The following is a 12,161-nucleotide window of genomic DNA, read 5'->3' as shown; positions in this document are numbered from 1 at the left end:
CTTCGGGGTGTAGCGCAGCTTGGCAGCGCGCTTCGTTCGGGACGAAGAGGTCGTGGGTTCAAATCCCGCCACCCCGACTGAAGGAACAAGGGTCAGGCCCGGTGCTGAGAAATCAGCACCGGGCCTGATTTGTTGTGCTCGGCCCTCGTGGCGGTCTGTGACTGTCCTTACACTGTGCAGACCGCGACATCACATTTCTGGGGGCCTGATGTTTCGACGAGCGGTGCCGACACCCGTGATGCCCGACGAGGGGACGGCGTCGGCCAGTCCTCCGCGGGCGCGTCGGCTGTGTGCCTGGGCGCTGGATTTCGCCGTCGTGGTGGCGGTGGCCGTGCTGCTCGGCTGGTTCACCTTCCACCGGATCAGTGCCCACGTGACCGACGTGACGAGCCTGGCTGGGACGAGCGCTTGGGAGGTCATCACCTCGGAGGGCGATCTGGCGGGGGCGGGTCAGGAAGTCGGAGAGTCGCTTTGGCGGTCTGCGGTGAGCTCCGTCCAGCAAGCCTTCGGCGCGCTGGTCGTGTTCACCTTCGTCTACCACTTCCTCTCGCTGGCCGTGATGAGCCGTACGCCGGGGCAGGCGTTGACGGCTCTGTGCGTTGTGCGGCGCGGTGGCGGAGGGCGTCCACGGAAGGGCCGGTTCGCCGTGCGCGCCGCGGTGACCACGCTGGTCGATGTCGGCTGGTATGCGCTGGCCTGCTGCCTGCTGGTCGAGGGCGAGATCGTCCTCTCGGTGTTGTGCTGGGTCGTCGCCATCTTCTTCTTCGCCTTCAACGCGGGGCTGGCGCTGATGGGCCCCCGAAGGTCGCTGGCCGACCGGCTGGCCGGCGTGACGGTCATCGGCGCGTGGCACGTCCGCGCCGCGCTCGCCCGGATCGGCGGGGCGGCGCGGTGGGGCAGTCGGACGGGCGCCTGACGCGTTTCCGGGGCCGTCTTGGGGCACGCCCTACGGCCGGCTGATGGCTCGGGTGATCCCGGCGACGATCGTGGTGACGAGGAGCCAGCCGCTGATGATCAGCGCGTAGCTCAGCCACTGGTACCCACCGTTCGGGGCGTAGGCGCCCTCCTGGCCGAAGCCGATGATCGGCAGGAGCAGGTCGAAGGTGTAGAAGAGCGGGTTGAAGTCGGGGGCCTCGCCGGATTTCAGCGGCCGCGGGTGGTGGAGGTCGTAGGCGATGGTGCCGATCAGGAGAAGTGCGCCGAGCCAGGCAGCCGCGCGGAGAGGGCGGAAGCCGTAGCCAACGGTGATGTCCTGGACCCAGCTCCACGCGCGGGCGTACGCGGGGAGGGTCGTGCGGTGGCGCCGGTACGCGGCGAGTTGCACGAGGCGCGTGGCCGTGTCGTCGCCGACGCGTTGATAGGCGGCGGTCAACTGCTGGTAGGCATGGGGCAGATACTCGTCGCGCTCCAGCAGCGGCAGCCGATCGGCTGCGGGCAGGTGGGGCAGCAGGGTGGTGTAGGCGAACTCGCCGAGCCGGACCTGTTCGGGCCACACCGCGGGCTCGGCGTGGAGCAGTTGGAGTTGGGTGCGGCGCAGATTCACCGTGCCCTCGATCGGGGTGGCGTCGCGCAGCCACATTTCGCCGATGGCGGCGCTGCTGACGCACAGTGCCATGCCGTCAGGGCTGGACAAGCGGGCCTCTGCCAGGTCGAGTTGTCCGGGTATGCGGGCACTGCGCAAGGTGATGCTGCCCTGGGCGTGCAGTCCGCGGGCGGTCAGGTCGGAACCGACGGTGAGCCCTTTGGCGTTCAAGGCGATGCCGCCGGGATTGTGCAGCTGGGCCGATGACAGCGCGACCTGGGCCGTCACCGTGGCTCCGTCCAGGCGTACCTCGCCACGGGCGGACAGGGCGGTGGCCACGACCGCGTCGCCGATCACCGTGTGGTTCAGCGCGACGGCGACTCCCCGCTCCTCGGCACGCGCCGATTCGACCGACAACCGGTCCAGATAGAGGGTGCGGGCGATCCGGGCCGAACTGAAGCTGACCATCCCGGTCGCACGGCACTCGCTCAGCGCGACGAAGCTCTCGAACTGGGCCCCGACCGCGCTCAGCCCCGGCAGGACGGACCGCCACAGGTGCAACTCGCCGAGGCGGGCGGCATACAGATCAGGTGCCGCGTCGAAGGAGCAGTGGGTCAGGTGCACAGGGCAGGTGATGTCCCCGTTCCGCAGATCCAACTGCCCGGAGATCCGCGCTCCCCGGACGTCAAAAGGCATCCCACACGCGGCGTTCCGGCGGTGTGAGCTCGTCGTAGGTCACCATCCGGGCACGTTAGCGATCACCTGGCTCCGGCCGGGAGCCCCTGTGACCGCCATGGCCGGCCCCGCATGCTGTGGAGAGCCTGGGGGCTGCTCGGCGCAGCTGAACGGGGTCGGCCAACGTCCGGCGGGTGCCGTGTGAGAAGGCGATCACCTATCGGGAAGGACGTGCCCGGACCGACCCGGGCGCGGGTCTCGAATGGTGGTCGGGCCGACCCCGTATGTCTTCAGCTTGATGCAGTGGAGAAGTTATTGCAAGTAATTCGCAATAACAGTCAGAGCGTGGAGCGGACCTCCTGGGCCGCCGCGACCAGGTGGTCCAGGGAGGCGCGGACCTCGGGCCAGCCGCGGGTCTTCAGGCCGCAGTCGGGGTTGGCCCAGAGGCGGTCGGCGGGGATGGCGGCGAGGGCCGTGCGGAGGAGGGTGGCGGTTTCGGCGGTGCCGGGGACGCGGGGGGAGTGGATGTCGTAGACGCCGGGGCCGACCTCGCGGGGGTAGTGGGCGTCGGCGAGTTCGGTGGCGACCTGCATATGGGAGCGGGCGGCTTCCAGGCTGATGACGTCCGCGTCGAGGTCGTCGATGGCCGGGAGGATGTCCCCGAACTCGGCGTAGCACATATGGGTGTGGATCTGGGTGTCCGCGCGCACGCCGCCGGTGGTGAGGCGGAACGCCTCGGTGGCCCAGGCCAGGTAGGACGGGCGGTCGGCGGTGCGCAGGGGCAGGGTTTCGCGCAGGGCGGGTTCGTCGACCTGGATGACCGCGGTGCCCGCGGCCTCCAGGTCGGACACCTCGTCGCGCAGGGCGAGGGCGACCTGGCGTGCGGTGTCGGCGAGGGGCTGGTCGTCGCGGACGAAGGACCAGGCCAGCATGGTGACGGGGCCGGTGAGCATGCCCTTGACCGGGCGGTCGGTGAGGGACTGGGCGTACGTCGTCCAGCGGACCGTCATCGGCTCGGGCCGGGAGATGTCGCCGGCCAGGATCGGCGGGCGGACGTAGCGGGTGCCGTAGGACTGCACCCAGCCGTGCCGGGTGGCGAGGTAGCCGGTGAGCTGTTCGGCGAAGTACTGGACCATGTCGTTGCGTTCGGGCTCGCCGTGGACCAGGACGTCGATGCCGGTCTTCTCCTGGAAGGAGATCACGTCCTGGATCTCGGCCGCGATGCGCTGCTCGTATCCGGCGGTGTCGATGCGTCCGGCGCGCAGGTCGGCGCGGGCGGTGCGCAGCTCGCTGGTCTGCGGGAACGAGCCGATGGTGGTCGTCGGCAGCGCGGGCAGCCGCAGCCGGGCACGCTGGGCGGGGGCGCGCTCGGCGTACGGCTCGGGGCGGCGGGCGTCGGCATCGGTGACGGCCCCGGCGCGGGCGCGTACGGCCGGGTCGCGGGTGAGTACGGAGGTGGCCCGGGAGGCCAGGTCGGCGCGGTTGGCGGCGAGTTGTGCGGCGATGGTGCCGGTGCCCTGGGCGATGCCGCGGGCGAGGGTCGCGACCTCGGTGGCCTTCTGGCGGGCGAAGGCCAGCCAGCGGGCGATCTGGGGGTCGATGTCGCGTTCGGCCGCCGTGTCGAGGGGGACGTGGAGGAGGGAGCAGGACGCCGCGACGTCGACCCGGTCGGCGAGGCCGAGCAGGGTGCCGAGCGTGGACAGCGAGACGGCGAGGTCGTTGATCCACACGTTGCGGCCGTCCACGACGCCCGCGACCAGGCGCTTGCCGGGCAGTCCGCCGACGGCGGCGAGGTCGTCGAGGTTTCCGGCCGCGGGCCCGGTGAAGTCGAGCGCCAGCCCGTCCACGGGGGCCTTGGCCAGGACGGGCAGGGCCTCGCCGAGGCGGTCGAAGTACGAGGCGACCAGCAGCCGGGGGCGGTCGGTGAGGGCGCCCAGTTCGCGGTACGCGCGGGCGGCGGCGTTGAGTTCGGCGGCGGTGCGGTCCTGCACGAGCGCGGGTTCGTCCAGCTGGACCCACGTGGCGCCGGCCGCCCGCAGATCGGCCAGCACCTCCGCGTACACCGGCAGCAGCCGGTCCAGCAGGGTGAGCGGCTCGAAGTCCGGCGCGACGCCGGGTGCGGGCTTGGCGAGCAGGAGGTAGGTGACGGGGCCGACCAGCACCGGCCGGGCGGCGTGACCGAGTGCGACCGCTTCCGACAGCTCGGCGACCTGCTTCGCCGAATTGGCGGCGAAGACGGTATCGGGGCCGAGTTCGGGCACCAGGTAGTGGTAGTTGGTGTCGAACCACTTGGTCATCTCCAGCGGCGCGGCCTCCTGGGTGCCGCGCGCCATGGCGAAGTAGCCGTCCAGCGCGTCGGCTTCGACGGCGGCGCGGTGGCGGTCCGGTACGGCGCCGACCATGACGCTGGTGTCCAGCACATGGTCGTAGAACGAGAAGTCGCCGGTCGGCACCTCGTCGATTCCGGCGTCGGCCAGCTGCCGCCAGTTCGCCGCGCGCAGCATCACGGCGGTCTCCCGGAGGGCACCGGCGCCGATCTGGCCCTTCCAGTAACCCTCGACGGCCTTCTTCAGTTCGCGGTGGTGTCCCTGGCGGGGGTAGCCGTACACGGTGGCCCGTGCCGCCGCGGCGGCCGCGGATGTCGCTGTCACGTAGCTCTCCTTCGCGAGCGTGTCCCTTGAGGATCCCGGCCGGATCGGGGGCGCGAAGGAGTGACGAACCGGGCGGATCCACCGCGCGTCCGATACGCGCGCGTCCGCCTGCTCGGTACGCCGACCCGCCCTCGAGGTCACCGGGATCTCCGCGCGCGATCGGGTCGCGCACGGGCAACGGGCAGGTCTTCGGACTCGCGGGCCCACCTCGTGACGTCGTGCACGTACGAGGCACCTACTGGCCGTCGCTTCCCGGGTCCGGCTTCCGGACCCAGTGCGTATGACGGCGGTCGTTCCCGCTCACCGCTGCGGGGCAGTCCCGGATTTCCACCGGGTTCCCTCTTGCGACGCGCCTGCCTGGCGGGCAGGGCGAACCAGCTGCGGGCCCCAGCCTAGGCGGTGGTGCCGGATCGGGGCACCCCCTCCACAGGGGCAGGGGGTAGAAAGGGCGTATGGCGCGTCGTCCCTTAGCATCCGATGTGGTTCCCCAAGCCTCCGCAGCCCCCGAGGCCGGAATTTCCGAGTCCGACGCCGAGGCGATGGTCACCGCCGTGCTGACCGCCTCCCGGCTGCTCGTCGCCGTATCCGCCCGGTCGTTGGCCGCGGTGGAGGAGTCTCTGACGCTGCCGCAGTTCCGGATGCTGGTCGTCCTGGACGCCGGAGGGCCGCTGAGCCTGTCCGGGCTGGCCGGGGAGCTGGGCGTCCAGCCGTCGACCGCGATGCGCATGATCGACCGCCTGGTCACGACGGGCGTGGTCGAGCGCGGCGTCTCCGCCGAGGACCGGCGTACGAGCATGATCTCGCTCACCCGGGCCGGTCGGCGGATCGTGGCCGAGGTCACGGAGCGGCGCCGCCGCGAGATCGCGGGCATCGTGGACGTCATGCCCGCCGGACAGCGCCGTCATCTGATCGAGGCGCTCCAGGCGTTCGCCGAGGCGGGCGGCGAACCGACCGTCGAGACCGCGAGCCCGCAGGCCCACGCCGCCTGGTGACCGCGTGGGCGCCCCCGGCGTCCGGCAGCCGCGCCCCCGTAACCCTGCGAGAATGATCAACTGCTCTGGGAGACCGTAAGACCGGTGGGTGGCCGGGGGATGAGGACGTGCGATGAGGCTGCGGGACCGGCTGCGGTACTGGTTCGACGGCACGATGGACCGGGGGACGCCCGCCTTGATCGGCTGGCTCGGCCTCGCCTCGCTGGCGTTGATCGCCGTGGTATCCACGCTGGTGGTCGCCCTCTCCCACGAGGACACCCGGAAGAGCGGCGGGTGGACGGGCGTGGTGTGGATGAGCCTGCTGCGTACGCTCGATCCGGGCACCATGGGCGGGGACACCGGCCGGCCGCTGTTCCTGGTGCTGATGCTCACGGTCACGATCGGCGGCATCTTCATCGTCAGCGCGCTCATCGGTGTACTCACCACGGGCCTGGAGAACCGGATCCAGATGCTCCGCAAGGGCCGGTCGCGGCTGATCGAGCGCGGCCACACGATCGTGCTGGGCTGGTCGGACCAGGTGTTCACGGTGATCGCCGAGCTGGTGGAGGCCAACCAGAGCGCCCGCCGCTCCTGTGTGGTGATCCTCGCCGACCACGACAAGGTCGACATGGAGGACCAGATCCGCGACCGGATCCCCGCGACCGGCCGCACCCGGGTGGTCTGCCGTTCCGGAAGCCCGCTGGAGCGGCGCGATCTGGAGCTGGTGAGCCCCGACACCGCCAAGTCGATCATGGTGTTGCCGCCGGTCGGGGACGACACCGACACGGATGTCATCAAGGTGCTCCTGCTGCTCAACAGCCGGAAGTGGAAGGGCACGCGGCCGAACATCGTGGCGGCCGTGGAGAGTTCGGACAACCTGCCCGCGGCCCGTCTCGCCGCCGGTACGAACGCGCTGATCATCGACGCCGACGACATCGCCGTACGGCTCATCGCCCAGGCGCACCGGCAGTCCGGGCTGTCCAGCGTCTTCAACGAACTGCTCAGCTTCGAAGGCAACGAGTTCTACTTCCACGAGCAGCCCGCGCTCGCGGGTGGGACGTACGCGGACACCCTGGCCCACTACGCGCTGGGCATGGCCGCCGGGCTGCGCCGCGGCGACGGTGAGGTGCTGCTCAACCCGCCGATGGACACCGTCGTCCGCGCCGACGACCAGCTGCTGGTGATGGCCGAGGACGATCTGCTGATACGGCCCGCCGAGACCCGGCCCGAGATCGTCCCGTCGGCGATCACCACCGCGCCCGGGCGGCCGCCGGTGCCGGACCGCACCCTGGTCATCGGCTGGAACTCCCGGGCGTCGAAGCTCATCACGCTGCTGGACAGCTTCGTCGAACCCGGCTCGGCGGTGGACATCGCGGCACCGCGGCGGCCGCGGAAGGGGGTGCCGGAGGGGCTGAAGAACCTGACGGTCGGCCACAAGCGGTGCGAGCCGACCCGCAGGTCGTCCCTGGAGGCCCTCGACCTCGGCCGCTACCAGCACATCGTGGTGCTGTCCGACGACACCATCGACCCCCGGCGCTCCGACGACCGGACGCTGGTGACGCTGCTGCACCTGCGCGACATCGAAGTGCGGCTCGGTGACCCGTACTCGATCGTCACGGAGATGAACGACGACAGCAACCGGGAGATCGCCCAGGTCACCAAGGCCGACGACTTCATCGTCAGCACCAAGGTGATCAGCCTGCTGCTGACCCAGCTGACCGAGAACCGCGACCTCTACACGGTGTTCATCGACCTCTTCGACCCGGAGGGTTCGGAGATCTACCTCAAACCGGCCACCAACTACCTGGTGCCCGGGGCCGAGGCCAACTTCGCGACGGTCATCGAGGCCGCACGGCGGCGCGGCGAGACGGCCCTCGGTTACCGGCTGGCACGCCACGCCGACGTGCCGCCCGCCTACGGTGTCCGCCTCAACCCCGACAAGGCGGCGCCGCTGGTCCTGGACGAGGGCGACGCGATCGTCGTACTCGCCGAGGAGTAACGCTTCTGCGTGCCTGGCCACTACTGGCGGCTCAGGGAGCGGCTGACGCCCGCCGCGGTGGTGGTGGCCAGGATCCAGCCGGTGACGATCAGCAGGTACGAGAGCCACTGGTACCAGCCGCGCGGGGCGAACGCGGCCTCCTGCCCGAAGCCGATGATGGGGAGGAGCAGGTCGAGGGTGTAGAAGACCGGGTTGAAGTCGGGGGCCTCGCCCGATTTCAGCGGCCGCGGGTGGTGGAGCGCGAACGCCAGGGTGCCGGTGAGGAGCAGGGCGAAGAGCCAGCCCGCGGCGCGCAGCGGGCGGAAGCCGTAGCCGACGGTGACGTCCTGGAGGTGGCCCCAGGCGCGGGCGTAGCGCGGGAGGGTACGGCGGTGGCGGCGGAGCTTGGCGAGCTGGACGGTGCGGACGGCGGCCTCGTCGCCCGCGGCGCGGTAGGCGGTGGTCAACTGCTCGTAGGAGGCGGGGAGATAGCCCTCCTTCTCACGTTCCAGGAGCGGCAGCCGATCCTCGGCGGGGAGGTGCGGGGCGAGGCTGCGGTAGCCGAGGCCGTCGATCCTGACGCGATCGGGCCAGACCTCGGGGCGGATGTGCAGCAGGTCGATCTGGGAGCGGCGCAGGTTCACATCGCCCTCGATGGGCGCGGCCTCGCGGAACCACAGCTCGCCGATGACGCAGCTGCTGGCGCGCAGGGCCTGGCCGCCGGGGTCGGACAGCCGGGCGTGGACGAAGCTGAGGTGGCGGGGCACCCGGGCCCCGCTGAGGTTGACGCGTCCGCGGGCGCGGAGCCGCATGGCGCGCAGATCGGTACCGACGGACAGGTTCTCGGCGTGCAGGGCGGTGCCGCCGGGGGCGTGGAGTTCGCTGTCGTCGAGGTTCACCTGGCCGGTGACGGTGGCCTCGTTGAGCCGTATCGTTCCGTGGACGACGAGGCGCTTGGCCTGGACGTCGGTCCCGATGGCCGCGTTGTTGAGCTGGAGCAACGGCTGTTCGCAGCGGGTGTCCGGAGTGCCCAGGCGCGCCCCGTCGAGGAAGAGCCCTCCGGTGATCTGCGCCCCCGCGAGCCGCACCGGACCCGTCGTGCGACACCTGCTCATCCGCAGGACACCCTCGGTGTGCAGGGCCCCGGCCGTGAGCTCGGGAAGGGTGGAGTCGCTGAGCACCAGGACGCGCAGCCGCGCCCCGTACAGCTGCGGGGTCCGCTCGAAGTGGCAGGACCGCAGCCGTACGGCGTGCTCGACCACCCCGTACTTCAGGCGCAGCTCCCCGGTGATGCGCGCGCCGATCAGCTTCAGGCCCGCCACCTCGCCGTCGCGGGTGGGCCCGCCGAGCAGCAGCGCGCGCAGCACCTCGGCTCGTACGGTCCGCTCGGGCCCCCACGCGCCGCCGTGTTCGGGATCGTCGTCGGCGCCTTCGCGGAAATCGACCCCCTCATCGAGCGGGAACGCCCGCCAGACGCGCCGCTCCGCCGGTGTCAGGTCCGTGATCTCCACCGGCGGGATCGTGTCGCGGCGGGGTTCGGGGTGTCAACCGCGTTGTGTTTCGCGGAGCTTGGACTCCGCGGTGGCGGTTTCGGCGGCGGTGTCGGCCGCGGAGGCGGTGTCGGCCGCGGGGGCCGCGGCGGGCTTGGGGCGGATGAGGCGGCGCGCCAGCGGCTCGGTGTAGCGGGCGGTGAGGGGGCCGATGATGACCAGGATCAGGACGTACGCCGTGGCCAGGGGGCCCAGCGACGGTTCGATGCCCGCGGTGACGGCGAGTCCGGCGATGACGATGGAGAACTCACCGCGCGCGACCAGCGTGCCGCCCGCCCGCCAGCGGCCCTTGACGGAGATCCCGGCGCGGCGCGCGGCCCAGTAGCCCGTGGCGATCTTGGTGCAGGTGGTGACGACGGCCAGGGCGAGCGCGGGCAGCAGGACCGGCGGGATGCTGGCGGGGTCGGTGTGCAGGCCGAAGAAGACGAAGAAGACGGCGGCGAACAGATCGCGCAGCGGGCTCAGCAGATTGTGGGTGCCCTCGGCGACCGAGCCGGTGAGGGCGATGCCGACCAGGAAGGCGCCCACGGCGGCGGAGACCTGGAGCTGCTGGGCGATCCCGGCGACCAGCAGGGTCAGGCCCAGCACCACCAGCAGCAGCTTCTCGGGGTCGTCGCTGGAGACGAAGCGGGAGATGTGGCGGCCGAAGCGGACGGCGACGAAGAGGACGAGGCCCGCGACGCCGAGCGCGATGGCCAGGGTGACGCTGCCCGCGGCCAGCCCGACACCGGCCAGCAGGGCGGTGACGATCGGCAGGTAGATGGCCATCGCCAGGTCTTCGAGGACCAGGATGGACAGGATGACCGGGGTTTCGCGGTTGCCGAGCCGGCCGAGGTCGCGGAGGACCTTGGCGATGACGCCGGATGACGAGATCCAGGTGACCCCGGCCAGCACCACGGCCTCCACCGGGCCCCAGCCCAGCAGCAGCGCCATGACGGCGCCGGGCAGGGCGTTGAGCGTGGCGTCGACCAGCCCGGCCGGGTACTGGGTCTTGAGGTTGCTGACCAGATCGCTGGCCGTGTACTCCAGGCCGAGCATCAACAGCAGCAGAACGACGCCGATTTCGGCGCCGATCGCGACGAACTCCTCACTGGCCCCGAGCGGCAGCAGCCCGCCCTCGCCGAAGGCCAGCCCGGCGAGCAGATAGAGGGGTATGGGCGAGAACTGGAAGCGTCCGGCGAGTCGGCCCAGCAGTCCCAACCCGAGGATGACCGCACCGAACTCGATCAGGAAGACGGCAGAAGAGTGCATCCGTCTGTCACTCCCGCCCCAATATCGCCGCGGCGGCTTCCACGCCCTCGCGCGTGCCGATCACGATCAGGATGTCCCCACCGGCCAGCCGGAAGTCCGGGGCCGGGGACGGGATGGCGTCCGCCCGGCGCAGCACGGCCACGATGGAGGTGCCGGTCTCGGTGCGGGTCCGCGTCTCGCCCAGCACCCGCCCGTTCCAGTACGAGTACGGGGACAGCTCGATCCGCTCGGCGACCAGCCCCAGCTCGGTGGTGGACAGCAGCGTGGGGCTGTGGTGCGCGGGCATCAGCGCGCTGATGAGCGCCTCCGCCTCGCCCGGGGTGAGCCGGGTGGACAGCGCGCACTCGTCGGGATCGTCCCTCCGGTACGCGCTCAGCGTCCGTTCGCCGTCGCGGTGCGCGACCACCGACATCCGGCCCTGGTCCCGCGTCGTCAGGTCGTAACGGACTCCAATGCCCGGCAACGGCGTACTGCTCAACCGCGGAACACCCACAGCTATCCCCTCGTTCGTGCGCGCCTTCGCGCTGGTCGCGCAGGTCGAAGTGTCGTCCGGACACCGTAACAAATGGTAAAGAGTAAGTAATGGGGGAAAGTGCTCCGGGGCCCGGTGGAACAATCCGCGTTCGGGTGTCCGTACCCCGGGAGACGCACGAGAAAGACGGTGAACATGATCGAGTGGCGGCAGCTCAGCGTCGGCATGAGGCCCGTTCCCGAACCCGTCGCCACTCCGGTCATCTGGTCCGCGGCCTTCGCCGGGGCGCTGCTGCTGGTGGCCGTCCTCAACTCGCTCGGCGGCCATGGGCGGCCGACGCTCGCCCTGATCGCCCTGTCGCTGTTCGCCGCCGTGCTCGGGCTGTGCGCGCGGTTCGTGGCGGCGCCGGGGACGGCCGTGCTGTGCTGGCTGTTCCTCAACGCCTTCGCCATCCCGCCCGTCGGCGTGCTGACCTGGGCGGGCGGCCGCGACGGCACCTGGCTGGCCTGTCTGCTCGGCGCGACCGTCGTCGGCACGGCCTGCGCCCGCGTCGTCAACGCCCGGGCGGGCTACCGGCGCATCACGCCGCGCGACCACGGCTGATGGGGACGGCCGGGCGCCGTGTTCCGCGAAGCCCGGCCCGGAGGAACAATGGCACCATGACCGAGCGCAAGCCACCGGGCATCAGCTTCGAGACATGGGCCGACCGGCAGATCCGGGAGGCGGAGGAGCGCGGAGACTTCGCCGACCTGCCGGGCATCGGCAAGCCGCTCCCCAATCTGAACAGGCCGTATGACGAACTGTGGTGGGTCAAGGAGAAGATGAGCCGCGAGGGCCTGTCGTTCCTGCCCCCGACGCTCGTACTGCGCAAGGAGGCGGAAGACGCACTCGCGGCCGCCGCGGAGGCACCGTCGGAGCGGGCCGTACGGGAGATCATCGCGGACGTCAACGACAAGATCCGCGAAGCGATCCGGCGCCCTCCCCCGGGTCCGCCGCTCCATCTGGCGCCCTTCGACGCCGACGAGATCGTCCGTGAGTGGCGGGCGCGGCAACCACCGGAAAACCTGGACTGACCTGGGCTGATGGGTCCG

Annotated in this window: 10 protein-coding genes, 1 tRNA gene and 1 riboswitch; of the genes, 6 read left to right on the top strand and 5 right to left on the bottom strand. The window is 71.2% G+C overall.

What is annotated here, in order from left to right; genetic code table 11:
* The first annotated feature begins 3 nt into the window (after positions 1 to 3).
* Together SSOG_RS23455 and SSOG_RS23450 are read left to right on the top strand one after the other, a co-directional pair.
* Positions 4 to 77 (top strand) — tRNA-Pro (locus tag SSOG_RS23455).
* A gap of 131 nt (positions 78 to 208) precedes the next feature.
* Entirely contained in the window at positions 209 to 916 is a 708-nt protein-coding gene (locus SSOG_RS23450) for an RDD family protein (protein ID WP_425385429.1), read from the top strand.
* 30 nt (positions 917 to 946) lie between these two features.
* Here the strand turns inward: SSOG_RS23450 and SSOG_RS23445 are convergent, their stop codons facing one another.
* Together SSOG_RS23445 and metE are read right to left on the bottom strand one after the other, a co-directional pair.
* Positions 947 to 2,218, bottom strand: coding sequence for a hypothetical protein (locus tag SSOG_RS23445; RefSeq protein ID WP_009716728.1), 1,272 nt, complete (start codon positions 2,216 to 2,218; stop codon positions 947 to 949).
* Between the two features lie 317 nt (positions 2,219 to 2,535).
* On the bottom strand, positions 2,536 to 4,848 hold the full coding sequence (gene metE / locus SSOG_RS23440; protein WP_009716727.1) for a 5-methyltetrahydropteroyltriglutamate--homocysteine S-methyltransferase: 2,313 nt from the start codon (positions 4,846 to 4,848) through the stop codon (positions 2,536 to 2,538).
* Between the two features lie 163 nt (positions 4,849 to 5,011).
* A riboswitch (cobalamin riboswitch) is annotated at positions 5,012 to 5,242 on the bottom strand.
* 58 nt (positions 5,243 to 5,300) lie between these two features.
* Between metE and SSOG_RS23435 the strand changes: the two genes are divergently transcribed.
* Together SSOG_RS23435 and SSOG_RS23430 are read left to right on the top strand one after the other, a co-directional pair.
* A complete protein-coding gene (locus tag SSOG_RS23435) occupies positions 5,301 to 5,840 on the top strand; it encodes a MarR family winged helix-turn-helix transcriptional regulator (protein WP_009716726.1) in 540 nt (179 codons plus the stop codon).
* A gap of 112 nt (positions 5,841 to 5,952) precedes the next feature.
* Positions 5,953 to 7,818: a CASTOR/POLLUX-related putative ion channel gene (locus SSOG_RS23430; protein WP_009716725.1), complete on the top strand. Its 1,866-nt coding sequence runs from the start codon at positions 5,953 to 5,955 to the stop codon at positions 7,816 to 7,818.
* A gap of 20 nt (positions 7,819 to 7,838) precedes the next feature.
* Here the strand turns inward: SSOG_RS23430 and SSOG_RS23425 are convergent, their stop codons facing one another.
* The 3 genes from SSOG_RS23425 to SSOG_RS23415 are packed head-to-tail and all read right to left on the bottom strand — an operon-like array spanning position 7,839 to position 11,091.
* Complete coding sequence (locus tag SSOG_RS23425) at positions 7,839 to 9,308, bottom strand: hypothetical protein (protein WP_009716724.1); 1,470 nt, start codon at positions 9,306 to 9,308, stop codon at positions 7,839 to 7,841.
* Between the two features lie 33 nt (positions 9,309 to 9,341).
* Positions 9,342 to 10,598 carry a cation:proton antiporter gene (locus SSOG_RS23420; RefSeq protein ID WP_009716723.1) on the bottom strand — a complete coding sequence of 419 codons (1,257 nt, stop codon included), beginning with the start codon at positions 10,596 to 10,598 and terminating at the stop codon, positions 9,342 to 9,344.
* 7 nt (positions 10,599 to 10,605) lie between these two features.
* Positions 10,606 to 11,091, bottom strand: coding sequence for a cation:proton antiporter regulatory subunit (locus SSOG_RS23415; RefSeq protein ID WP_009716722.1), 486 nt, complete (start codon positions 11,089 to 11,091; stop codon positions 10,606 to 10,608).
* A 174-nt stretch (positions 11,092 to 11,265) separates the two neighbouring features.
* On the opposite strand from SSOG_RS23415, the gene SSOG_RS23410 reads away from it, so the two are divergent.
* Positions 11,266 to 11,673 (top strand): hypothetical protein, encoded by a 408-nt coding sequence (locus SSOG_RS23410; RefSeq protein WP_039941599.1) that lies wholly within the window; start codon positions 11,266 to 11,268, stop codon positions 11,671 to 11,673.
* A 56-nt stretch (positions 11,674 to 11,729) separates the two neighbouring features.
* Positions 11,730 to 12,143, top strand: a complete 414-nt coding sequence (locus tag SSOG_RS23405; RefSeq protein WP_009716720.1) for a DnaJ family domain-containing protein — start codon at positions 11,730 to 11,732, stop codon at positions 12,141 to 12,143.
* The last annotated feature ends 18 nt before the right edge of the window (positions 12,144 to 12,161 follow it).

It is taken from the genome of Streptomyces himastatinicus ATCC 53653, from assembly GCF_000158915.1.
Classification (GTDB): domain Bacteria; phylum Actinomycetota; class Actinomycetes; order Streptomycetales; family Streptomycetaceae; genus Streptomyces; species Streptomyces himastatinicus.
Note: the sequence above shows the minus strand (reverse complement) of the source record. Positions and strands in the feature narration are given on the sequence as shown.